The organism is Halanaerobium sp. ST460_2HS_T2 (assembly GCF_003337665.1).
Classification (GTDB): Bacteria; Bacillota; Halanaerobiia; order Halanaerobiales; family Halanaerobiaceae; genus Halanaerobium; species Halanaerobium kushneri.
Genome location: NZ_QPJF01000002.1, coordinates 85,194 through 109,313 on the forward strand (window position 1 = coordinate 85,194; position 24,120 = coordinate 109,313).

The window sequence follows — 24,120 nt, forward strand, 5'->3', positions numbered from 1 at the left end:
TATAATATAAACTGAAAAAAGGCCAGCTATAATAGCCGGCCTCATGCATTCGAGCTGATTTTATTTACTTATGTTTAAGACTTTTCTCTCTTAACCTGTTCTATTATTTTATCACTGATATCTCCCGGAACTTTGTCATAATGAGAAAATTCCATATCAAAAGAACCATAACCACCTGTAATTGATTTCAATTCTACAGCATAATTAAACATTTCTGCCTGTGGTACTTTTGCTTTAATTATCTGTACTCCATCCTGAGGATCCATACCTTCAATTCTACCACGACGAGAATTAAAATCTCCCATTATATCTCCCATAAAGTCTTGAGGTACTGTAACTTTAACGGACATAATTGGTTCCAGTAAAACAGATCTGGCCTGTTCTAGCGCTTTTCTAAAAGCTTTTGAAGAAGCGATTTTAAAAGCCATTTCGGAAGAGTCAACATCATGATAGGAGCCATCATATAAGACTACTTTAAAGTCTACAACTGGATAACCTGCCAGAGCTCCCTCTTCTTTTGCATCTACAATTCCTTTTTCCACTGCAGGAATATACTGACCTGGAATTGCACCACCAAATATTTCTTCTTCAAATTCAAATCCTCTTCCACGAGGCAATGGTTCAACCCGCATTAGCACATGACCATACTGTCCACGTCCTCCGGATTGCTTTTTATATTTTTCTTCTACATCGGCTTTTTTCTGAATAGTTTCCCGGTAAGCAACCTTTGGTTCCTGAGTTGTAAAATCAACATCATATTTGCGCTGACATTCTTCTTTGATCATAATAAAATGAATAGTTCCCATACCATCACAAATTAATTCTTTTGTCACTTTATTATAATTAACTTTAAAAGTTGGATCAGAATCACTGTAGCGCTGTAAAGCAGAAGCCATTTTTTCTTCATCTATGCCGTCAGCTGGATATGCTGCTCTGCTGTACATTGGCTTTGGAAATTCAAGCTCATGATAATAAATATCTGTTTCAGGATCACGCATTGTATAAGAGGTAACCAGCTCATCCAATTTAGCCACAGCGCCAATTTCTCCTGCTGTAAGATCATCAACATTATCCTGATCTTTACCATTAAGTTTATAAAGTTTGGTAACTTTAATTTCTTCATCAATATTTGGAATATAAATCATATCATCCCGCTCTAATTTACCTGAAAAAATTCTAAAAATCGATAGTTTACCAATATAGGGATCCACCATTGTTTTGCAGACCTGAGCACTAAATTTGCTTTCTGGTTCAGGGCTGAGAACTTCTCCAGATTTAACTAGATGATCGGAATGAACTTCAGATGCTGACGGGAAAATCCTTGTTAAATCATCCAGGAATTTAGCTACTCCACAATTTTGTAACGCTGAACCTGCAAAAACTGGAACTAATTCCTCACCAGCAACTTCTTCTTCAAAAGCTTTAGTTAACTCTTTAATGGTTATTTTCTCGCCATCAAGATATTTAATCATCAAATCTTCTTTTAATTCAACTATTTCTTCGGTCAGTTTTAATTCATAATCCTCAACTCTCTCTTTTTCGGAATCCGGAACGGGAAAAGATTTTAATTCCCCATCAATATTTTTATAAAGTTTCTCATCTAATAAGTCAATGATACCTTCAAATTTACCATTTTCATAATAAGGAATAGTAACAATTGCAAAACTGTCATCATATGTAGACCGAAGTTCTTCGACAACTCGATCAAAATCAGCATCTTCCTTATCTACTTTATTTATAAACACAGCTTTTGCCAGATCATTTTTATCCGCTAATTCCCAGACATAACCTGTATTAACTTCAATACCGGCTGCAGCATCAACCAGCAAGACAGCACTTTCCACCATTCTCAGTGCACTGATAACCTCGCTGCGGAAATCTGCATAACCAGGGGTGTCAATAAAATGAAATAATTTATTATGCCATTCAAAATTAAAGTAACTGTTGTGAACTGAGTGTTTATGTTCTTTTTCAACTGCATTAAAATCAGAATGAGAATTTCCTTTATCAACACTGCCTGGTTCATCAATTACACCTGCATTATAAAGCAGCATTTCAGTCAGTGTTGATTTACCCGCACCTCCATGTGATATAAAGCAAAAGTTTCTAATGTCTTTACTAGTAATTTTACTCAATTTTTCCACCAGCCTTTCATATTATTGAAGTTTATTTGATTTGTTGTCAGGATAATTGATTTAAATATTCTGACATTATGCTTTAAAAAATTTTCTGTATTTTATTACTTCTACAATAGTTATTTAAATTCCTTTAATTTTGTGAATATTATTTTAAAAAATTAATCTACTCTGGCTATTTATTTTAAATTATAAAACAGCTGCAGAGTAGATTATTTATTTTTAATTTAAAGCCTATTTAACAGTTAATTATTTTCCTTTACCTTACTAGCTACATTCTCTCCCAACAAATAACATTTTTCCAGAATATCGCCACTCGGTGCAAATTGAGATTCAATTACAGGTTCTACCAGATTGCAGTTAACTTTTTCTTTAAAATCTTTAAGACGATCCAGAGCTCCACCACTCCAGCTGTAGGAACCAAAAATTCCAAGTACACGATTTCTCAAATTTCTACTTTCTAAACTTTTTAGTAAATATTCCATGGGAGGAAAAATCTCGGTGTTATAAGTACAGCTTCCCAAAACAATACCATTATACTTCCATATATCATTAATGATATATGAAATATCTTTCCGGGAAACATCAAATAATCTAATCTGTTCAATACCATTTTCCGATAAGGATCTCGCTACAGTTTCGGCCATAATTTTTGTATTACCATACATTGACCCATAAACAACAACTACCCCATTTTCTGTCTGCTGCTGGCTCCATTTATCATACTCATCAATAATATGAGCAGGATCCTCTCGCCATACCAGTCCGTGAGTAGTAGCAACCATTCCAATCTGATCAATTTCCTTGCGCAATCTGGAAATTGTTTTATGAACAACCGGACCATATTTACCAATAATATTGGAAAAATATCTTCTAATTTCATCTTCAAAATACTCAATATTTACCTCATCATCAAAGAGGTAACCATTTAGAGAACCAAAGCCTCCAAAAGCATCTCCTGCAAATAAAATTTTATCTTTTTGATCAAAGGTCATCATAGTTTCAGGCCAGTGAACCATTGGTGTCAGATAAAATTTAAGTGTTCTTGAGCCTAAGTTAAGTTCATCTCCATCTTCAATTACCATTGTCCCTTCGGTAATTCCATAAAAGCCTTCTAAAAAGTTCATAGTCTTGGCATTACCAACAATTTTCATTTCTGGAAATGCTTCTCGCATTGACTTAATAGAACCGGAATGATCAGGTTCCATATGATTAATAATTAAATAATCAACTTTTTTATCACCAATCACATCTTTAACTTTCTCCAGATATGTATCTGTATAATTAATTTTAACTGTGTCAATTAAAGCAACTTTATCATCATTAATCACATAAGAATTATAAGATATTCCTTCTGGCAGAGGCCACAAAGACTCAAATAAGTCAGTTTCTTTATCATTTACTCCAACCCAGTGAACATTTTCGCTAAGCTTAATTGAATTATACAAAATAACCGCCTCCTAAATTAATTTTCTTCTAAAATTGAATTTTTCCTGCAGTAAAGTTAATTTTCTTTTCTTAATTCAGCCAGAACATCTTTAAAATCAGATTTCAGTTCAGCTTCAAACTCCATTTTTTCCCCACTTACTGGGTGGTTAATAATTAATCTCTTTGCATGCAAAAGCTGCCTTTCAGCTTTAAGACTATTTTTAGAACCATATTTTTTATCCCCAACAATTGGATGTCCAAGATAAGAAAAATGAACCCTAATCTGATGAGTTCTACCGGTTTCAATCTTTACTTCAACCAGCGTATAATTTTTAAACTCTTCAATGATTTTGAAACGACTAACAGCATTTTTACTGTTTCTTTTACGAACAGCCATTTTTTTGCGATCATTTGGATCTCTTCCAATTGGAGCATCTATCTTACCTTTTTCATAGGCCAGATTTCCTTCAATAAGTGCATAATAATATTTTTCTACCCTTCTTTTTTTAAATTGCTGGGCCAAATTTTTATGGCTCCTATCATTTTTAGCAACAATTAACAGCCCTGAGGTGTCCTTATCAAGTCTGTGAACAATCCCGGGTCTTTTTACTCCATTAATTGCTGATAAGTTATCGACATAAGCCAGCAGTGCATTAACAACTGTATCATTGTAGTGACCTGGTGCAGGATGTACAACTCGATCAACCTCTTTATTAATCACTATTATATCCTGGTCTTCATAAACTATATCCAGCTCCATTTCGACCGCTTTAACTTTAGCATCTTTTTCTTTAACCTTAACTTTTACAAAATCCCCCACATTGATCCCATAACTTTTTTCAACTGAATGACCATTTACAGTGATCTCTTCTGCTTCAATCAATTTTTGAATAAATGATCGCGATAACTCAGAAATTTCCGCTGTTAAATATTTATCAATTCTTTTCCCCTGATCCTTTTTTTCTACTTCTAAACTGTATTCTTTCATTTAAACACCTCTATCTTCGTCGATCATTAATTGAAAAATCAAAATTAAGACTCCAAAAAATATAAATATATCTGCAATATTGATAACTGGCAGCTGGTAAAAATCAAATAAATCTACAGCAATAAAGTCCGTCACATAATGCATTAACATACGGTCAATCAAATTCCCCAGACTTCCCCCAAATAAAAAACTAAGAGCTATTTTTACAGAGAGTGAATCTGATAATTCCCACTTATAAAGATAAATAATAAATATTAAAAATAATACTGTAATCAGAATAAAAAATCTGTGCTGACCGCTTAAAATACCAAAGGCAGCTCCCCTATTTTTAACAAAAGTTAAATATAGATAATCTCTGATCAAAAATATTTTTTGAAACTGCTCAAAATTACTTCGAATTAAATATTTACTTAACTGATCAATTAAGATAATTACTGTAGATAAAATGACAATGAACATAAGCTCAACTCCAAATATAATTTTAACATATTGAAATAACTTAGACAATTACTAATTACTCTTTTATATTCGCGAATTATATGCTAAGATAAGAATTGGATGATTATTTTTGTGTCCTCTCAAATCCAAATATATAAATATAAACAAAGGATGAAAGATTATGAAATTAAAATTAACTAAAAACAGCAGCAGAAGAGCAAAAGCTATTTTTGTACTTGCTCTACCAGCAATGTTGGAGATGTCTTTAAATACTCTGGTAGGAATGGCTGATACAATAATGATTAGCCGTTTTATAGGCAAGGAAGCACTGGCAGCAGTTGGCTTTGCTAATCAAATTATTTTTACTTTAATTTTTGTTTTTTCTGCTTTTAATGCAGGTGCAACTGCAATGGTTTCTCGCAGTTATGGTGAAGGTAATAAAAACCGGATGAATAAAATTATGAATGAAAATTTAACCCTGAATTTAATTTTGGGAATAATTGTTACTTTGTTCACCTTCTTTTTTGCAGACCTAATTTTGAATGTATATGACATAACCTCAGTTGTTAAAGCATTTGGAACTACTTATCTAAAATACATTGCTATTGGACAGGTATTCATGTTCATTTCTTTTGCTTCGGCAGCTTCTTTAAGAGGGGCCGGGGATACCAAAACACCAATGTATATAACAGGAATTGCTAATCTTTTAAATATAATTGGAAACTATATTTTGATTACAGGATTCTGGATTTTCCCAGAACTTGGTATAGCAGGTGCAGCAATTTCAACAGCTTTCGCCCGCTTTATTGCGGCAGCACTTTATTTAGTTTTATTTGCCAGCAACAGAGGAGTTTTAAAACTACACCCTGGCTGGATGAGAATAACAAGTAAAATATTTAAACCTCTAATCAGTTTAAGTTATGCCGCCGGTATTGAACAGCTTTTTATGCAGGTAGCTTTTTTTGTTAATGGAATTTTCATCTCTAAACTGGATACTACTGCAGAGGCATCATTTAGAATTCTCTTAAATATAGAATCTCTGTCATTTATGCCGGCAATTGGGATTGCCATAGCCGCTACCACAATTGTTGGTAAGCATCTAGGAGAAGATAATCCTGAGGAATCATTAAAAAGTGGTTTGACTGCTGCAGTTATGGGGGCATTACTGGGAACAACACTGGCCCTAATTTATCTTATTTTCCCTGTCTTTGCACTCAAAATTTTCACAACAGAAGCTCAGGTCATTAATTACTCAGTTCCTGTTTTAAGAATTGTGGCTTTAAACCAGGCTTTTCTCGCCTTTGTAGTGATTATGGTAGGTGCATTAAGAGGTGCAGGAGACACAAAAGGTGCTATGTATATTACAATTATTAGACTCTGGCTCATCTTTATTCCGCTTTCTTATTACTTAATTGTTGTCTCAAATTACGGTGTAGCAGGGGTATGGATTGCCGAAATTATCTCCTTTATAATTGTGGCTTTAATAGTAATTAGAAGATTTATTAAAATGGAATGGGCTGAAATTGAATTTTTTGCAGAAACTTAAAATATTAAAATAAACCTCTCCCGGGCAGTACATCCGAGAGAGGTTGTTTTTTATAACTTTTTTTTAAGCAGCTTTATTCTAAAAAACTCTTCTCTTTCTTTTTCTTCCAGCCGTTCTTCTATAAATTTCACTGTATTTTTATAACGAGGAATTAAAATATTATCTAAAGCATTTGCTCTTTTTTGAGTCTTTTTAATTGAAGTTGCAAGTCTGTAAACAGAGGTTTCAATTTCGGCGAGTCTACTGATTAAATAGACCACTCTTTGGAAATTTTTATAGGCTCTATCTAAAGCCAGATTAGTTTTATAAAAACTATAGTGAGGTGATATTTCTTCTGATAGTTCCTCCACTTCCGGTATTTCAACCCCCATTACACTGTAAGTTCTGATCTTTAAATTATCTATTAAATCAATACCGGCCGCGATTTCTTCAACAGTTTTTATACCCTGAGTAATATCCACAATTTGCAGTGCCTCATAAGCATTATAAAAATACTGATTGATCTGAGATTGTATTTCTTTTGCTTCATCTATTCTTTCCATCATCTCTTTAATTAAAACATTTCTTTTCTTATCTAAAAGTTCATATCCTTCTTCCGCCAGCTCAAGAGAATTTTTTGTAGATAAAAGATTGCTTTTAGTTGGAGATATTTTAAGTTTCTCCATTTTCATCTTTCCTCCTGTAATATTTGTCGATTAACTCTTCTGATAATCTATCCAACTCATGTTCTGGAAGCTCTGAAACAAGATCCCAGGCTAAAGAAAGAGTTTTTTCAATGTTACGACTGGTATTTTTATCCTGATTGAGGAACTCCTCTTCAAATTCACTGCCAAATTCAAGGTATTTTTGATCTATTTCTGAAAGCTCATCTTCTCCAATTACAGAGGCTAATGACTTTACTTCATTAACATGCGAATAAGCGGCATATAATTGACTTGATATATCTGCGTGATCTTCTCGAGTATATTCAGCTCCAATACCATCCTTCATCAGACGAGAAAGAGAAGGTAAAATATTAATTGGTGGATAAATATCTCTTTGAAATAAATCTCTTTCTAAGACTATCTGACCTTCTGTTATATAACCAGTTAGATCAGGTATTGGATGAGTTATATCATCATTGGGCATTGTTAAAATTGGGATTTGGGTTATTGAACCATCCCGTCCTTTAATCATACCAGCTCTTTCATAAAGACTGGCTAGATCACTGTAAAGATAACCTGGATAACCCTTTCTCCCGGGCACCTCTCCCCTTCTTGATGACAGCTCTCTTAAAGCTTCAGAGTAACTTGTCATATCAGTCATTACAACTAAAATATGCATATTTTCTTCAAAGGCCAGGTATTCAGCGGCAGTCAGTGCCACTCTGGGGGCAATAATTCTTTCTACAGAAGGATCATCTGCTAAGTTGACATACATAACAACATTCTGCAGTACTCCGCTTTCTTCAAAACTATTAATAAAATATCTGGCTTCATCATGTTTTATTCCCATTGCCACAAATACAATTGCGAATTTTTCATCTTCTTTACCCAATTTTGCCTGTCTTGTTATCTGGGCAGCAAGCTGATTATGAGGCAGACCATTACCAGAAAAAATCGGTAATTTTTGACCCCTAATTAATGTCATCAATCCATCAATTGCTGACACTCCTGTCTGAATATAATTTCTTGGATACTGTCGCGAATAGGGGTTCATTGGTTTAGAGTTTATATCATATTTATTCTCCGAGTAAATCTGTCCACCATCATCAGTTGCTTCACCAACACCATTAAAAACTCTGCCTAAAATATCCTTACTCAAAGCTATTTTCATTGGTTCCTGCAGAAATTTAACTCTACTTTCGTTAATATTTAAACCCGTACTACCTTCAAAAACCTGAACTACAGCTCTATTTGAACCCACCTGTAAAACTCGCCCTTTTCTCACCTCACCATCGGGAGCAGTCACTTCTACCATTTCATCATAAGCTACATCATCTACATTTTCTACAACAATTAGTGGACCATTAATATTAGCAAGTCCAGTATATTCTTTTTTTAACATTATATACTCCCCCACTATTATTGATAATCATCAGCAAGCTGCTGATAAAAATCATCTATTTCATTCTGAAAATCTTTTATTTTATCTACTTCATCATTAGCGACTGTACTCTTTAACCTTAATAATTTGTTAAACAACTCATTATTTTTTAACTGACTGATTGGAACACTTTTCTTCACCAGCGGCTTTGCCTGATCATAAAGATAAAGTATTATTTTTAAAAGCCAGTACTGTTTTTTTATATCAGAATATCTGTCAATATCATCAAAAGCATTCTGCTGTAAAAAACCAATTTTTATCAGTTTTGCTACTTCTAAAATTAAACGCTGATTATCGGGTAATACATCTTCTCCCACCAGCTGAACTATATCCTGCAATCTTGATTCTTCTTTCAATAAAGACATTGCCCGGCTTCTTAACTCAAGCCATTCCTGATTCACGTTGTCTTTAAACCAGGGCTCAAGGTCTGTTAAATATTCGCTATAACTATCAAGCCAGCTTACTGCCGGAAAATGTCTGGAAGCTGCCAGCGATTTATCGAGAGCCCAGAAACAACGAACAAATCTTTTTGTATTCTGAGTAACCGGTTCTGAAAAGTCTGCACCTGGAGGAGATACTGCTCCAATTAATGATATTGAACCTTCATTTTCACCGGCAAGAGTTTTTACGTAACCTGCTCTTTCATAAAATTCTGCTAGTCGAGTTGGAAGATAAGCTGGAAAACCCTCTTCAGCAGGCATTTCTTCCAAACGCCCCGAAATTTCTCTCAAAGCTTCCGCCCATCTCGACGTAGAATCAGCCATAATTGCTACATTATACCCCATATCGCGATAATATTCTCCTAGAGTAATTCCGGTATAAATACTGGCCTCTCTTGCAGAAACAGGCATATTTGATGTATTAGCAATTAAAACTGTCCTTTCCATCATTGATTTACCAGTTTTGGGGTCTGTTAATTCTGGAAATTCTTCTAAAACATCCGTCATTTCATTTCCACGTTCTCCACACCCAATATAGATAATTAAATCTGCATCTGACCATTTGGCCAGCTGATGTTGAGTCATTGTTTTACCGGCTCCAAAACCTCCGGGAATAGCAGCTGTACCACCTTTAGCAATTGGAAAAAAAGTATCAAGTACCCGCTGACCTGTAAGTAATGGTTCTCCTAATTCAAGTCTGTCACTATAAGGCCTTGGTTTTCTAATCGGCCATTCCTGATAAAGTTTTATTTCAGTTATATTTTCTTCTTCATCCTTTATTTTAGCGATTACATGATCAATAGAATATCTACCATCAGGTACCAGATCAATGATTTCTCCTTCTTTGCCTGGGGGAACCATAATTTTATGAACAATAACTGAAGTCTCATCAATTTCTGCTATTATCTGACCTGACTCAAGATAATCACCTTCTTCAACCAAAACTTTCAATTCCCACTCTTTATCCGGATTTAAAGCACTGACTTTGGCACCTCTTTCTATAAAGGGGCCACTTTTTTTCTCTAAAAAAGGCAGAGGTCTCTGAATACCATCAAATATATTTCCAATTATACCTGGACCAAGCTGAACTGAAAGTGGATGGCCGGTAGAAAACACTGGTTCACCCGGCTTCATTCCACTCGTTTCTTCATAAACCTGAATAGTAGCCGAATCTCCATCAAGTTCAATTATTTCGCCAACCAATTTTAATTCTCCAACATAAACAAGCTCTCGCATAATATAACCGGACATACCTTCAGCCTCAACAACCGGGCCATTTATAAAAGTTATTTTTCCCTGTTTTTCCATACTCACCAACTCCTAATCCATTTATCCTACTTCTGTGTTAAAATATTATTCTTTAATTCTATGGCTATCTCTTCCCTAAATGAATCAATTAAAGCCGCAAAAGTATTTTCTATCATCTGCTGATTGTTTTTTGCTTTAATTATAAAGCCTCCGGATTTAATTTTCTCAGTTAGTCTCATCTCGAATTGGTAATCATCCATTTCTTTTTCCAGCAATTCCTCTAAATCAGACTTGAATTCACTGTCCTTTTCTCTCAATAAAACAGTAAACTCCTGATCTGGCAATTCTTTAGCGGCTGCTTTTATAGAATTAAAAATAAATAAACAATAATCTTTTTCAGCTGTAAACTCATCCAGTTTTTCATGTAATTCCTGAATAAAGTTATTAATCGAATCATTTAGTTTTTTTCTCTTGAGATTTTTTTTCTCCAAAATTGCTCTTGAGATTATTTGTTCTCTTTTTTGCTCCGCCATATTTTCATAATTATTTATAATATTTTTCTGTTTATTATCCAGCTCTTCTTGAAAATTATCGTATCTTTTCTGTAATTCTTTACGTTTCTTTTCAATCTGATTGTTATTTTCCTGCTTAACTTCATCAATAATCTCAGTTTTAATGGCCATAATTTTTTCTGCAATATCCACTCATCTCTCACCTCTTTTGCTGAGTTTTCTTTTATAGACGAAAGGTTAACTCTGCATTAATGCATCGAGCATGTCATGCTGAGTTTTCTTTTATAGACGAAAGGTTAACTCTGCATTAATGCATCGAGCAAAGAATGTTAATCCTTATTAAATCTTAATACCAATCGATTCCTGGACATATTTTGTAATATATTCTGGCTCTTCCTCAGGATCAACATGTCGATCAGGAATCTCCAGCACCAGAGGAAGTTCTGCAGATAATTTCAGTTCATCAATTAAATCAGGTACCAGCTCTGCTAATTTCCTTGTAATTAAAAGAACACCTATATCATTTTTTTTCCTAACCCTGTTAATCTCTTCTATAACTTTTTCTTTTTCATGAATAACAACTCCATTTATTCCAACTAATCTTAAACCTATATTTGTGTCAATATTATCGCTAATACAGTATATTTTCATACTATATCACCTATAATCTTCCCAGAATCATAATTGAAATTATTAATCCATAAATTGCAATTCCCTCTCCTAAACCAATAATAATTAAGGCTCGACCTAAAATTTCAGGTTTTTCACTAATTGCTCCAATAGCAGCTGAGCCAGCAATTCCAACCGCAATACCGGCACCAATTGAAGCAATACCTACTGCAAGTCCTGCTGCAAGATATCCCAGACCTAAGTTAGAAGATGTATTAACAGCTGTATCAGCAGCATATACTCTTGCTGGTAGAGCTAAATTTGAGCCCAGAATCACCAGAGTAAATAATAAAATTAAATTAATACTTAAAATTGAATACTTCAACCATTTCTTATTTGTTTTCTTAAACATAATTATTCCCCCTATAAGTGCTGTAATAAATAAACTTAATAAAGTTAATGTTAAAATCATTTTATTTCCTCCCATCATAATATTTATAATTTTAACGAGTTATTTTAAAATCAAGAGCTTAAATAACTCCTAAAATTATTCAATCTTAAGTGGTTTTAATTCTCTTCCACTGCCACTGTAGAATTTTGCAAATATCTCAAAAAACTCTAATCTTAAAATTTGAATTCCTACAACAACACCTTCCAGAATCATAATAACAATGTTCCCGACAACTAAAACCAGCAGGCTACCAGCATTATTATTTATCATTTCTGACAAAATAATTACTGCCATTGACAGTCCAACATGATTTAAAGTAAAAGCTCCAACCCTCAAAAAAGACAGGGTATTACTCAAATAACTTAAAACTGTATCAAAAAGTTCAAATGCAGATTCCAGTATATACTCAGATATTTTTTTATCAATACTAAACTTCTGCTCTGTCAACAAATTACCAAGTGGTTCTTTAAGAAAGATAAGCAGTAATAATATTATAAAGACTGCTGCGATCACAGGTGCTGGCATTAGAAGTTTATTCTGAATCCCATAATAGGCTAAATTGCTAAGTAAAAATAGATATAATATTAAACCACTTAAACCACTATCAGAAAATAATGCTTCTGTATAATCTTTGTTTTTAAAAGTATTAAATAAGTTGAAAATCATAGAAGTAATTAAAAGGAAAATACCAATCATTACAGTAAAACCAAGCCAAAACATAATATTATCCATTGGTCTAATTATAAGAGCAGGTATCAGGTCCTCAAGCCCAAAAAGACTTCCATAAAATATACCAAAGACCATTGAAGAAAATCCAATTGAAATTAAAATATAGGCAGCATCCTTGTTTTTAATAAAATCTATTTTATTTTTATAAATAGCAAAGCCCAGACTTACAAAAACAAAACCCTGGCCTAAGTCTCCAAACATTATCCCAAATAATAAAATATAACTCAGAGCAAAAAATAGTGATGGATCAATTTCCCCGTATTTAGGCAGACCGTAAAGCTTAACCAGAGATGTGAAAGATTTTATCCACTCTGGATTTTCAATAATTGTTGGGGGATTTTCCTCTTCAGCATTTTTTACTTCCTGGCTGCTGTATATTACTTTTGTATAATTATCTGAAATCAGTTTTTCAAATTCTTTTTCATTTTCTTCACTTATCCAGCCAGTTGTAATGAAAAAATAATTGCTTTCCCCATAATAACTATTATTAACATCTGTAATTTTATTAAAAACCAGCATCTGCTGATAATAATCTAACAGCTGATTTTGATGACGATGCTTCAGTTTTTTAAATTCTAAATTTATTTGGTCTCTAATAATTTCTATTTTATCAAGCCTGTGTCTGGCCTGATTTAATATCTCTTTTGGCGATTCTTTTACTCTATCAGGTAATTCAATTCTCTGGAAATTTGCTGAGTTCAAAATATCAAGTGCTTTTTGTTGATAATTCTTTTTAGCAAATGTAAAAAACCAGACTCGATCCTGATCTCGATTAACTTCCAGAACAAGCACCGGTACTTCCGTAACATTCTCAATTAATCGCTCATATCTTTCCTGACTTAAACTACCAAAAATAAGAGTGATATAGGATAGATTCTTTAGGCTCTGAAGTTCAATATCAATATTTCTCATAACATAAACATGTTTAATCAGATTATTTAAGCGTTTTTCTTCTGCATCGAGTTTTTTGGTTATTCTTTCCAGCTTATTAATCTTTTTCTGAATCGGTTGAACAAAATCCTTGAATTTCTCTAGATTAACTTTATTGAGCTGATCAAAATCAATATTTTCAATTGTTTTACTTAAATTCAAACTATCAAGCATCCGATCCAATTCATTAAAGCAAGACTTATAAGAGTTTTTTATTTGACTGCTTTTAAAATTTTTATGATATTTTTCAGTTTTCAAAAGTTCTATCTCACTATTTCTCATCATCTCCTCAGTTATAGAATCAATATCTCTTTTTAAACCGAGAATCTGAAACTTTTTCATTTTTTTAATTCCCAAAATCACACCTCCTTTCGAATTAAGAAATTTTTAATCCTGTCTTTAGGAAGTGAATATCTAATTCCCTCCAGAACAGTAATTATATCTCTTAATTCATATTCTCTAATATATAAATAAGCCAGTATATTAGAGATCGTAAAAAAGCTTTCTGTTTTAATCTGCTGTAATTTTTTAAAAATATGGTTCAAAAAGAATCTTTCAAAAATAACATTTTCATCTTTAATAGCTTTCTCTAAAAGCTGCTGATATGGTTGATAAGCAATATGTTTTACTAAATTTTCCGACTTATTTTCCTGACTCATATTTTGCAGTTCTTTTCTTTTAACTTTAAAATGATAAGGAATAATATAATTTAAAATTTCACCTGATGATAAATTATAATATCTTTTAATTCTATAAACCCACTGGATATTAAGTAAATCAATGTGGGTTCCAATGATTTCCTCAAAATACTTTTTATCTTTACTGGAAAAGTTCTCAGCCAGTTTATTAAGTTCCGAAAAATAATAAAAATCTAAAGTCATTTCAATTGGAAATAAATTTTTGTTTTTCTGATACTGATCCGAAAATTCATCTAAAATTTCGGAATAATGAAGATTTTTTAGTACTTTTTTAATCTCATTGTAAGAAGACGCCTGAATAAGATTATTAAAATCAATTTTTTTATTTCGATCTATATATATTAAATTATCAGTAAGATAACTCTCTTCACTATCCATTAAAATAGTTCTTAAAATGATTTTTAAATCTTCGATTTCAAATTTTTTAAAATAATGCTCAATAAAACTTTTCAAGTCAGAGCTTACATATTTTTTCAGAAAATCTTCTGAAAGCACAAGACTTTTCTTAAGATTAAGTTCAAGCTGCCGCCGGTGAATTTCCTGACCTGAAAATTCTTCTAAATGTTTTTGATAATAGGTATTGTTATAAAGATAATTAAAAGCTTCCTGAACAGAGTTTAACTCTATTAACTTTTGAAAGTCTTTTTCTTTAAGCATACTGCTACTTAAAGCTTTTAATTTTGCATTTACAGCCGGATACTGAAAAAAAGCTGGCATTATTTTCACCTTCCTGAACTAATTATTTTATCAAAATATTTCTTTAATAAATCAGCTTTCACTTTTTGATAGTCATTTTCAATCTTTTTGATCTCATTTTTACTTTCTTCTTCCAAATTTGCCGCAAATCTTTCTGCTCCAGCTTTACTTTCTGCGAGTATCTCTTCCCCTTCCTTTTTACTTTCTTCAATCTTCACTTTTTCTTCCCGAGCCATTCTTTTTTCATATTTTTCTTCTAATTCTTTAATTTCCTCTGCCAGATCATCTTTCAAACCCTGTGCCTGCTGCTCAATGTTTATAACTTTTTCGATTAATTCTTCCTGCAAATTAATCACCTCCCTTATTTTTTAGGTAACATTACCCTGAATTTAGTACCATTTCTAAGAGAGCTTTCAACATTTATTTCTCCCCCATGAACTTTAACGATCCAGCTGCAGATTGAAAGTCCAAGACCGGTACCACCATAATCTCTTGACCTGGATTTATCAACTCTATAAAAACGTTTAAAGATATTATTCAAATCTTTTTTAGGAATTCCTATCCCATTATCAAGGATATTAATTTCATAATAATTATCAAGATTTTTTAAAGTGATTTTAATTTTCCCTTCATTAGGGGTATACTTTATTGCATTATCTACCAGATTTAATAATAACTGAGTAATCAAACTCAAATCAGCTTTGATTCTAAAATTGTTTTCTCCAATTATTTTTTTTGTAATTAAAATATTTTTTTCAGCAGCTAAATTATTCATTTCTTCTATTACTGTATCAATAACAATCTCCAGATCAAATTTTTCTTTTTCCAGAGTAAAATTTTTTTCATCTGCCTTGGCCAAAATTAGCATCTGAGAAATCAAATTATTTAACTGATCAATTTGTTTTTTTATTGTAGTCAAAATATCCTTTTGTTCAGAAGTTAATTTTTGATCTGAATCCAGTGCTTCCTCAACCTGAGCTCTAATAACAGAAATTGGGGTCTTTAATTCGTGGGAAACATCTGCATTAAATTGTTTCTGCCTGAAAAAAGATGTCTCAAGTCTGTCCAGTAAGTTATTTAATGTTTTACCCAGCCTTCCTATTTCATCTTCACGACTTTCTGGAATATCTATTCTCTGGGAGAGATTGTTCTGACTTATCTTTTCAGCAGTTGAAGAGATTATATCAATTGCTTTTAAAGCCTGCCTTGCCAAAAAATATCCACCCCCACTGGCAAAAAGTAGAGTCAGTGGAATCATAAATATTAAAATTATTATTAACTTATCCAGCATTTTATCTTCCTTATTAAAAGAATAAAGAAGAGTAATATAACCATTAGAAGCGGAAGATTTAGAATTATCTAAATTATAAGCCTCAGTCAGCAGCGCCCACTTTTGATCTTTATATTCTTTAATTGTAAATTTTTCATTATAGTCAGCAGAAATAATATTATTAATTAAGCCCTCTTTAGAGTTATCATTTAGCAACTCTCCCTGATTATTATAAAAAAAGGCTTTAATATTTTGATCACCAGTATTATTTAATATTTTATCATCATTTATAAAATCTGCCTTTATTTTGGTTATTTCGATTTCTAATAAATTATATACTTCTTCTTTTAACTGGTCTTCTAAATAAAAATACAAGATTGAGCTAAAAATGATTAAGACCAGAAACAAAATGATCATATACCAGACTGTTAAATTAAATTTTAAGGAATAATTTTTATAAGTAAAAGTCTTATTCATCTTTGATAACCTTCATTCTATATCCACGACCTCGAACAGTCTCCAGCAGCTTTATCTCGTGCTGATCATCAATTTTTTTTCTTAAAAATCTTATATAAACATCAACAATGTTGGTGTTATTACCACTCATATAACCCCAGACATGTTCTTCTATCTGAGATCTACTTAATATATGGCCTCGATTTCTCATTAAATATTCTAAAACAGCATATTCTTTGCTGGTAAGTTCAATTACTTTATCTGCTCTCTTAACTGAATAGTCAATAGTATTTAAAATCAAATCTCCATTTTTTAAAATATTACTGTGTTCTTTAACCCCTCTTCTAAAAATTGTTTTTATTCTCGCAGTAAGTTCTTCAAAAGCAAAAGGTTTGGTTAAATAATCATCTGCTCCCATATTTAAGCCTTTAACCTTATCTTCCAGACTATCTCTGGCAGTTAAAATAAGTACAGGGGTTTTATCCTCCCAATCTCTTAATTCTCTTAATACTTCCAGTCCACTTTTTTTAGGAATCATAATATCTAAAATAATTAGATCATACTCATTAACAATAGTTTTATCAATTGCTTCTTCACCATCATAAACAATATCAGCTGTATAGTTTTCTCTTTCTAATCTTTTTTTTATTATTTTAGCTAAATCTTTTTCATCCTCTACAATAAGAATTTTCATTAAAACACTTCCTTCAATCTAAAGTTTACAATTTTTATAAATGACTGGAATAAAGTATCCCTTATTATTAATTTATACTTTTAGATAATAAATCCTTTATCTCAAAAGACAAATCTTAACATTTTATTTAAAACATGTTATATTTTTTTGATTTCCTATTTATTATTTAATGAGTATAGCAGCGGAATATTAAAAAATGATTAAAAAAAACAGCCCTATAATTAGGGCTGTTTAAAAACAATTATTTTAGTCTGCTATTTTTTTATTTTTCAGCTTCAATAACGTCAGCACATCTCTGACAGATATCTTCATGTTCTTCTATTTCACCAACTGTTTCGTCATATTTCCAGCAGCGATCACATTTTTCTCCTTTTGCCTCACTAACTCTAACTAAAACAGAACTTTCCTCGCCCTGATGAGAATTTTCAGCAGTTAGTTGGTCATTAAGTTCAGCCTGAGAAACTATAAATAAATCTGCAAGCTGATCTATTTCTGCTCCCAGAAGTTCCTGCTGCTCTTCATTAGCAGCTTTTAATTCGACCATGGCTTCTAGAGAATTCCCAATTTTTTTGTCAGCTCTTGCAAGTTCAAGAGCCTTCGAAACATCTTTTCTTAAAGCAAGTAATTGATCCCATTTATCAATTAGCTCCTGATCATAAAAACTTTCCTTTATTTCCGGCCAGTCAGTTAAAAACACACTTTCTTCAGCTTTCATTTGTTCTGGTAGGAACTGCCATACTTCTTCTGAGGTATGAGGAAGTACAGGTGCTAGAATAACCACCAGACCCATCATGATATCATATAAAGTACTCTGAGCTGAACGGCGGCTTAAAGAATCTGTCCCATCTGTATACAGTCGGTCTTTTGTGATGTCCATATAAAGTGAACTCATCTCAACTGTACAGAAGTTATGAACATCATGATAAACTCTATGATATTCATAGTTTTCAAAAGCAGAGGTTACCTTTTTAATCAGATCCTGTAAACGAATCATAATCCAGCGGTCTAATTCTCTGCGGTCTTCATATTCTACATAATTTTCGTCACTATCAAAATCACTTATATTTCCCAGGATAAAGCGGTAAGTATTCCGAATTCTTCTATATGCTTCAGAATTCTGCTTTAAAATATTATCTGATACTTTAATATCATTTTTAAAATCAGAAGATGCAACCCACAGCCTCAAAATATCAGCACCGTATTGATCAATAACTTTATGGGGAGAAACTACATTCCCCTGTGACTTGGACATCTTATTTCCTTTTTTATCAACAGTAAAGCCATTGGTAATTACCTCATTATATGGTGCTCTGCCTTCAGTAGCCACTGCAGTAAGTAAAGAAGAATTAAACCAGCCGCGGTACTGGTCAGTACCCTCTAAATATACCTGTGCCGGCCAACTTAAGTTTTCACGAGTTTCCAAAACAGCCTTGTGACTGGAACCAGAATCAAACCAGACATCCATTATATCTTCTTCTTTAGAAAAATTATTACTATCACAGTGAGGACAGCTGTATCCTGCTGGCAGTAAATCCGCTGCATCTTTTTCATACCAGGCAGCTGATCCTTCTTCTGCAAAAATAGCTTTAACAGAATCTAAAGTATCATCATTAATTATTGCTTCACCACATTCATCACAGTAGAAAATAGGAATTGGTACTCCCCATTTTTTCTGGCGTGAAATACACCAGTCTGAACGCTCAGAAATCATATTGCTCATTCTTTCTTCACCCCAGGCTGGATACCATTCCACATCTGCAATAGCCTGCAGTGCTTCTTCTTTAATTGCATCAATAGAAGCAAACCACTGATCTGTCGCTCTAAAGATTAAATTACCCTTACAGCGCCAGCAGTGTGGATACTGATGGTCAATAAAATCAAGATTCATTAACAAATTCTTTTCTTTTAATTTATCAGTAACCATAATATTAGCTTCATCATAATGTTTGCCTGCAAATTCTCCAGCTTCTTCAGTAAAATGACCCTTGTTATCCATAGGTGCATAAACATCTAAATCATATTCCTGACCAACTACAAAATCATCATGTCCGTGTCCAGGTGCAGTATGTACACAACCTGAACCCTGTTCTAAAGTAACATGCTCTCCCAAAATTAAAAGTGATTCACGGTCAACTATTGGATGCTGCGCTTTTTTATTTTCCAACTCTTTGCCGCTAAATTCTTCACTTATGATTTCGTAATCTTCAATATCAGATTGAGACATTACTGAATCTACTAGTTCTTTTGCCATAACCAGCTTTTCACCTTCTGCCTCAACTACTACATAAGGATAATCAGGATGAAGAGCAATTGCCATATTAGATGGAATAGTCCAGGGAGTAGTTGTCCAGATAACTATATAGCTGTCTTCATTGCTCAGCTTTACCCCACCAACTTCGACCTCATCAATCATCGGAAATTTAACAAAGATTGAAGGTGCTCGATCTTCACCATATTCAACCTCTGCTTCAGCCAGTGCTGTCTCACAGTGAGGACACCAATGTACAGGTTTTTTACCTCGATAAAATAAATCTTTTTTTGCCATTTCTCCGAAAACTTCTATCTGTTTTACTTCATATTCTTTATTTAGGGTTAAATATGGATTTTCCCATTCTCCCCAGACACCAAGACGCTTAAACTGTTCTCTCTGGCGATCAACATATTTTAAAGCATAGTTAGTACATTTTTCTCTCAATTCAGAGATAGAAAGATCTGCTCGTTCCTGATCACTCATTTCACTTGTAACCTGATGTTCGATTGGCAGACCATGGGTATCCCAGCCAGGTACATAGGGAGAATAATAACCTCTTAAGGTTGCAAATCTGGTTACAAAATCCTTTAGAATTTTATTTAAGGCATGACCAATATGAATATCTCCATTGGCATATGGAGGACCATCATGCAAAATAAAGGATTCATTACCCTCTCTATTTTCCACTGCTTTTTCATAAATTTCTTTTTCCCGCCAAAGTTTTTGAAAATCAACTTCTCTTTCACTTAGATTTGCCCGCATTGGGAAATCTGTATCAGGTAAATTAATTGTCTCCTTATAACTCATTTACTTATATAACCTCCTGTAAAAATATATTAAAAATAAAAAAAGTCTCCTGTCCTGGAAGGGACGAGAGACCGCGGTACCACCCTAATTAAAATAAGTAAGCAGATAAATTCTTTATTTTTAAGCTCACTAATTTTATCTCAGCAATCTTTAACGCAGAAATACGGGTATACTACTGAATTCATATACCGACTCCAGGGTGATCTTCTCAATTTTCAGTTTCCCGGCTTCCACCATCCCCGGTTCGCTGTAAACTATTAAAAATTGATACTCTCCCTTTCAAAATCAATTTATTTATATAGCATTTTTATCAATTATAAACTATCATTCTAAATAAGTCAAGTTCTAAAAATAAAGATAACTTTTTGCAATAACTAATACCAGCAAGCTGATTTAATTATTTTCTTCCAAATCAGTTTTGCCTTCTCTTCCTGCTTCAACTTCAAAACTAGAATCATCGAAATTTCCTCTCAATGATTCTTCACCTTCTTCATTCAACATTTCAAGATGGCTTTCCAGAAGTGTCTGAAAGCGGATCTTAAAGAAATTTCTCTGCTCTCTCAACTGCTCAAGTTTCCGTTTCTCTGAAGCGACCTGATCACGCGCATTTTCTTTTATTTTTTCTGCTTTTATTCTTGCTTCTTTAATAATCATTCGAGCTTCATTATCTGCCTGCTCTATTCTTTCAGAAATAGTACCCTGGATAGAATCAAGAGTATTCTGCAGCTTATCTTCCATATCTTCATAGTTTTCTATTTTTTCATTCAAAGCTTTATTTTCTTCCTGAAGATTGTTCAAATCTTTAAGCAGTCTTTCATAAGCAACGCCCACATCATCCAAAAATTCATCAACCTGAGTGGTATTATAACCAAATGTTGACTTTTTAAATTCCTTATTATATATATCAAGTGGGTTTAACTTCAAAATATCCCTCCTTCTAAAATCAGGTTAATCTTTTTAAAGTTAACTTGATTCTTCCTTTATTCGAAATACCTCTTTCGGCTTCAACCTTAACTCTACCCCGGCCCCTCACAGAAATGAGATCCCCTATTTCTACCTCTGCAGCCGGATCAGTTTCTATTTTCCAGTTTAATTTAACTTTTTCATTCTCTATATCTCTTGACATTTTACTGCGGGAATCACCAAAACCAGAACTGGCTACTGAATCCAACCTCATAGAAGCAACAGTAGTTAAAATTTCTTTCTCATGTTGTACAGGTTTAACAATTTCAGACTCTTTAATCTCTTTAACTTCTATGGGTACCTGATGTACTTTATCCAGCTTCAATTCAATAATATCTTCAATTTCAGCTGCCACTATAATCTGAGCAAAATCTGAATGAACAAGAATATCACCAATCATTTTGCGCTTAAGTCCCAGCCCCATTAGAGCCCCTAAAAAATCTCTGTGACTAAGTTTTTGAAATGCAAAATTACCATTTAGTTGATAAATTTTTATCTGCTTTTCTACTAGGTCTGGAAACAAATATTCTGGAAAAATAACCAGTCTTTTTCTTTCTGCTCCAGGATAGCCTCCCTCTTTTTTAAAATTGATTTCAGCAATCTGTTCAATTAAAGGAATCGCAATCTCAATCTGATAGGGGTTTAAAAAATCTGTTGCCTGAGTTTTATGATATTTTAAAACCTGTTCACATTTATCTAAAATATGTGAACCCAGTATTCTATCTTCTTCTCTATATAAATGATTTAATAGTTTATCTTCGTCAAACATATGTCCCCACCTTAAATTACAATATTAATCAAAAAATTTCTAATTATTGAAAGTGCAAACAGAGCAATTAAGGGTGAAATATCAATACCTAAAATTCCACCTCTGGGCAGCAACTCTCTAATCGGTCCCAGAATTGGTTCAGTTACATCATAAATAAACTTAATTATTTTGCGCCAGCGCATATCACCAGGATTAGGTCTAACCCAGGAAATAATAACTCGAGCGATAATCAATAAATTTAAAATTTCAAAAATAGCGCTAATTGTTCTTGCTAAAATAAACATTATTCTTCCTCCAGATTCTAATATTCTCTTTCGCCAAATATTGCTGAGCCAACCCGGACAATGGTAGCCCCTTCTTCCACAGCAAGCTGATAATCATTTGACATGCCCATTGAAAGTTCTTTAAGAGGAATAACCTCTTTTGAAAGCTGATCAAATAATTTTTTCATATCTTTAAAATATGAACGTAATTTTTCAGCATCATCTAAATATGGTAAAACGGTCATTAGACCTTCAACTTTAAGATAATCGAAATTAGTTATTTTCTTTAAAAAGTCTTCAGCTTTTTCAGGGGTTATTCCAAATTTATTTTCATCCCCTGCAATATTAATTTCAATCAAAACAGGTATCTCTCTTTTATTTTTTTTAGCTCTTTTGTTAACTTCTTTGGCCAGTCTAAAACTATCAATTGACTCTATCATCTTACAATTTTTCATTCTCATTAGATATTTTACTTTATTTCTCTGCAAATGTCCAATAAAATGCCAGTCCAGGGTAATATTTTCCGCTGTTAACATTTCATTTTTTTCTTCCAGCTCCTGAACTCGATTTTCACCAAAAAAATTGATGCCTGCTTCAGCTAAAATTTTAATGTCGTCTAAACTCTGATTTTTACTTACAGCAAGTAGAGTTATATCCTGATAATTCCTGTTAGCTCTACCGGCTGCTGCTTTTATATTTTCTTTAACCTGATTAAAGTTAGAAATCAACTTTTCTTTCTCCATTAACCTAAGCCTCCCTACCATAATCAAAGTCCTCAGGATTTGTAATTATTTCCTCACCTATATCCAGACCATTAACTATTACATACTGAGAATTTCCATTTAAAATTACTACTTTCTGAAATTCATATTTGTTATAACCACTGACTTTAAGTACTCCCTGACCCGAAGGTTGACTAAAAACTGCTTTCCTGGGAATTTTAATACCACGATAAATATTTTTAATAATATTTATATTAATTCTTCTTCTATTAATCCAGCGAGAAATAAATTGATCTAATTCAATAACAAAAAAGGTATTATTTAAATTATGACGAATATCAACAATTTTTGCCTCAATAAGTTTATCAGAATTTTTCTGTTCTAAAAAGATCAACTCATTAGTTCGAAATCTTTTTACCTGAGAATTTGGGATTTGGGCTACTAAATAAAGTTTAAAATTATTAATAATTCTGTATAATGGCTCTTCTTTTTTTATTCGGTCACCGGACAACAGATGTCTATAATTTCCCTTTAATTCTTCAAAATTACTTAAATTTATTTGTTTTAAATCATTAGCATTAACTTTATTTTCCAGTCCATCAACCGCAAAACTAACTATCCCTGCCTCTTTATTAAATATCTTCTGCAGCTGATTAGAAGATTTAATTTCTGCCAATTTAATTCCCGAAGCAAGTCGATCACCTTCTCCAACCATAAGTTTGACTTTCCCTGATACTGGGGATTTTATAACTTCTTCATCCCGGACTATTAAGGCATCAGACCAGAAACCATCAATAACTTCCCCCTGGGCAGCCAGTATCGTCTCAAATCTAGCTGCACCAAAAAGCTGGATTCCAATAATTAAAGTAATTACTAATATAAATATTATAACAAAGGGTTTAAAACTTGTAGAACTTTTTTTTGCCATCAGCATCACCTTAAAAGAAAAAGATAATTTAAATCCTGATGTTGGAACATCAGGATTTAATTAT

At 32.8% G+C, this 24,120-nt stretch carries 22 protein-coding genes and 1 other annotated feature; of the genes, 1 reads left to right on the top strand and 21 read right to left on the bottom strand.

Annotated elements, in window-relative coordinates; genetic code table 11:
• Positions 1-74: 74 nt before the first annotated feature.
• From fusA to lspA, 4 genes are all read right to left on the bottom strand, one after another.
• Entirely contained in the window at positions 75-2,144 is a 2,070-nt protein-coding gene (fusA, locus tag DFR80_RS01855; RefSeq protein ID WP_233493667.1) for an elongation factor G, read from the bottom strand.
• Positions 2,145-2,380: 236 nt separating this feature from the next.
• A complete protein-coding gene (locus DFR80_RS01860) occupies positions 2,381-3,583 on the bottom strand; it encodes an FprA family A-type flavoprotein (RefSeq protein WP_076545066.1) in 1,203 nt (400 codons plus the stop codon).
• A gap of 56 nt (positions 3,584-3,639) precedes the next feature.
• Positions 3,640-4,551, bottom strand: a complete 912-nt coding sequence (locus DFR80_RS01865; protein ID WP_076545067.1) for an RluA family pseudouridine synthase — start codon at positions 4,549-4,551, stop codon at positions 3,640-3,642.
• A complete protein-coding gene (gene lspA, locus DFR80_RS01870) occupies positions 4,552-5,010 on the bottom strand; it encodes a signal peptidase II (RefSeq protein ID WP_076545069.1) in 459 nt (152 codons plus the stop codon).
• Positions 5,011-5,170: 160 nt separating this feature from the next.
• On the opposite strand from lspA, the gene DFR80_RS01875 reads away from it, so the two are divergent.
• Positions 5,171-6,535 carry an MATE family efflux transporter gene (locus DFR80_RS01875; protein ID WP_076545071.1) on the top strand — a complete coding sequence of 455 codons (1,365 nt, stop codon included), beginning with the start codon at positions 5,171-5,173 and terminating at the stop codon, positions 6,533-6,535.
• 50 nt (positions 6,536-6,585) lie between these two features.
• On the opposite strand, the gene DFR80_RS01880 is transcribed toward DFR80_RS01875, so the two are convergent.
• From DFR80_RS01880 to DFR80_RS01960, 17 genes are all read right to left on the bottom strand, one after another.
• Entirely contained in the window at positions 6,586-7,200 is a 615-nt protein-coding gene (locus DFR80_RS01880) for a V-type ATP synthase subunit D (protein WP_076545164.1), read from the bottom strand.
• The gene (locus tag DFR80_RS01885) at positions 7,187-8,581 is read right to left on the bottom strand and encodes a V-type ATP synthase subunit B (protein WP_076545072.1); all 1,395 of its coding nucleotides are present in this window, start codon (positions 8,579-8,581) and stop codon (positions 7,187-7,189) included. The genes DFR80_RS01880 and DFR80_RS01885 overlap by 14 nt, the downstream gene beginning before the upstream one ends.
• A 17-nt stretch (positions 8,582-8,598) precedes the next feature.
• Positions 8,599-10,368 (bottom strand): V-type ATP synthase subunit A, encoded by a 1,770-nt coding sequence (locus DFR80_RS01890; protein ID WP_076545074.1) that lies wholly within the window; start codon positions 10,366-10,368, stop codon positions 8,599-8,601.
• A gap of 26 nt (positions 10,369-10,394) precedes the next feature.
• Positions 10,395-11,012: a V-type ATP synthase subunit E gene (locus DFR80_RS01895; RefSeq protein WP_076545075.1), complete on the bottom strand. Its 618-nt coding sequence runs from the start codon at positions 11,010-11,012 to the stop codon at positions 10,395-10,397.
• 147 nt (positions 11,013-11,159) lie between these two features.
• Positions 11,160-11,471 (bottom strand): V-type ATP synthase subunit F, encoded by a 312-nt coding sequence (locus tag DFR80_RS01900; RefSeq protein WP_076545077.1) that lies wholly within the window; start codon positions 11,469-11,471, stop codon positions 11,160-11,162.
• 10 nt (positions 11,472-11,481) lie between these two features.
• The gene (locus DFR80_RS01905; protein WP_199505753.1) at positions 11,482-11,841 is read right to left on the bottom strand and encodes an ATP synthase subunit C; all 360 of its coding nucleotides are present in this window, start codon (positions 11,839-11,841) and stop codon (positions 11,482-11,484) included.
• Positions 11,842-11,976: 135 nt separating this feature from the next.
• Entirely contained in the window at positions 11,977-13,896 is a 1,920-nt protein-coding gene (locus DFR80_RS01910) for a V-type ATP synthase subunit I (protein ID WP_114489068.1), read from the bottom strand.
• Positions 13,897-13,898: 2 nt separating this feature from the next.
• Complete coding sequence (locus tag DFR80_RS01915; protein WP_076545082.1) at positions 13,899-14,954, bottom strand: V-type ATPase subunit; 1,056 nt, start codon at positions 14,952-14,954, stop codon at positions 13,899-13,901.
• Between the two features lie 5 nt (positions 14,955-14,959).
• A complete protein-coding gene (locus DFR80_RS01920) occupies positions 14,960-15,280 on the bottom strand; it encodes a hypothetical protein (protein WP_076545084.1) in 321 nt (106 codons plus the stop codon).
• 14 nt (positions 15,281-15,294) lie between these two features.
• Positions 15,295-16,680 (bottom strand): cell wall metabolism sensor histidine kinase WalK, encoded by a 1,386-nt coding sequence (locus DFR80_RS01925; RefSeq protein ID WP_076545086.1) that lies wholly within the window; start codon positions 16,678-16,680, stop codon positions 15,295-15,297.
• A complete protein-coding gene (locus tag DFR80_RS01930) occupies positions 16,673-17,353 on the bottom strand; it encodes a response regulator transcription factor (protein ID WP_076545088.1) in 681 nt (226 codons plus the stop codon). Before DFR80_RS01930 ends, DFR80_RS01925 begins: the two co-directional genes overlap by 8 nt.
• Before the next feature lie 262 nt (positions 17,354-17,615).
• On the bottom strand, positions 17,616-20,411 hold the full coding sequence (gene ileS / locus DFR80_RS01935) for an isoleucine--tRNA ligase (protein ID WP_114489069.1): 2,796 nt from the start codon (positions 20,409-20,411) through the stop codon (positions 17,616-17,618).
• Between the two features lie 56 nt (positions 20,412-20,467).
• Positions 20,468-20,703: a binding site (T-box leader), on the bottom strand.
• Positions 20,704-20,804: 101 nt separating this feature from the next.
• Positions 20,805-21,335, bottom strand: a complete 531-nt coding sequence (locus DFR80_RS01940; protein ID WP_076545091.1) for a DivIVA domain-containing protein — start codon at positions 21,333-21,335, stop codon at positions 20,805-20,807.
• Positions 21,336-21,354: 19 nt separating this feature from the next.
• A complete protein-coding gene (locus DFR80_RS01945; protein WP_076545094.1) occupies positions 21,355-22,143 on the bottom strand; it encodes an RNA-binding protein in 789 nt (262 codons plus the stop codon).
• 11 nt (positions 22,144-22,154) lie between these two features.
• Positions 22,155-22,427 carry a YggT family protein gene (locus tag DFR80_RS01950; RefSeq protein WP_076545096.1) on the bottom strand — a complete coding sequence of 91 codons (273 nt, stop codon included), beginning with the start codon at positions 22,425-22,427 and terminating at the stop codon, positions 22,155-22,157.
• 17 nt (positions 22,428-22,444) lie between these two features.
• Positions 22,445-23,149 carry a YggS family pyridoxal phosphate-dependent enzyme gene (locus DFR80_RS01955; RefSeq protein ID WP_076545098.1) on the bottom strand — a complete coding sequence of 235 codons (705 nt, stop codon included), beginning with the start codon at positions 23,147-23,149 and terminating at the stop codon, positions 22,445-22,447.
• Between the two features lie 4 nt (positions 23,150-23,153).
• Complete coding sequence (locus DFR80_RS01960) at positions 23,154-24,056, bottom strand: HlyD family efflux transporter periplasmic adaptor subunit (protein WP_114489070.1); 903 nt, start codon at positions 24,054-24,056, stop codon at positions 23,154-23,156.
• Positions 24,057-24,120: the final 64 nt, after the last annotated feature.

Bases quoted from the DNA above. Each gene is read 5' to 3' on its own strand.
- DFR80_RS01865 (WP_076545067.1), bottom strand. From the start codon at position 4,551: ATGAAAGAATACAGTTTAGAAGTAGAAAAAAAGGATCAGGGGAAAAGA.
- lspA (WP_076545069.1), bottom strand. From the start codon at position 5,010: ATGTTCATTGTCATTTTATCTACAGTAATTATCTTAATTGATCAGTTA.
- DFR80_RS01875 (WP_076545071.1), top strand. From the start codon at position 5,171: ATGAAATTAAAATTAACTAAAAACAGCAGCAGAAGAGCAAAAGCTATT.
- DFR80_RS01880 (WP_076545164.1), bottom strand. From the start codon at position 7,200: ATGGAGAAACTTAAAATATCTCCAACTAAAAGCAATCTTTTATCTACA.
- DFR80_RS01885 (WP_076545072.1), bottom strand. From the start codon at position 8,581: ATGTTAAAAAAAGAATATACTGGACTTGCTAATATTAATGGTCCACTA.
- DFR80_RS01890 (WP_076545074.1), bottom strand. From the start codon at position 10,368: ATGGAAAAACAGGGAAAAATAACTTTTATAAATGGCCCGGTTGTTGAG.
- DFR80_RS01900 (WP_076545077.1), bottom strand. From the start codon at position 11,471: ATGAAAATATACTGTATTAGCGATAATATTGACACAAATATAGGTTTA.
- DFR80_RS01905 (WP_199505753.1), bottom strand. From the start codon at position 11,841: ATGTTTAAGAAAACAAATAAGAAATGGTTGAAGTATTCAATTTTAAGT.
- DFR80_RS01915 (WP_076545082.1), bottom strand. From the start codon at position 14,954: ATGCCAGCTTTTTTTCAGTATCCGGCTGTAAATGCAAAATTAAAAGCT.
- DFR80_RS01925 (WP_076545086.1), bottom strand. From the start codon at position 16,680: ATGAATAAGACTTTTACTTATAAAAATTATTCCTTAAAATTTAATTTA.
- DFR80_RS01930 (WP_076545088.1), bottom strand. From the start codon at position 17,353: ATGAAAATTCTTATTGTAGAGGATGAAAAAGATTTAGCTAAAATAATA.
- ileS (WP_114489069.1), bottom strand. From the start codon at position 20,411: ATGAGTTATAAGGAGACAATTAATTTACCTGATACAGATTTCCCAATG.
- DFR80_RS01945 (WP_076545094.1), bottom strand. From the start codon at position 22,143: ATGTTTGACGAAGATAAACTATTAAATCATTTATATAGAGAAGAAGAT.
- DFR80_RS01950 (WP_076545096.1), bottom strand. From the start codon at position 22,427: ATGTTTATTTTAGCAAGAACAATTAGCGCTATTTTTGAAATTTTAAAT.
- DFR80_RS01955 (WP_076545098.1), bottom strand. From the start codon at position 23,149: ATGGAGAAAGAAAAGTTGATTTCTAACTTTAATCAGGTTAAAGAAAAT.
- DFR80_RS01960 (WP_114489070.1), bottom strand. From the start codon at position 24,056: ATGGCAAAAAAAAGTTCTACAAGTTTTAAACCCTTTGTTATAATATTT.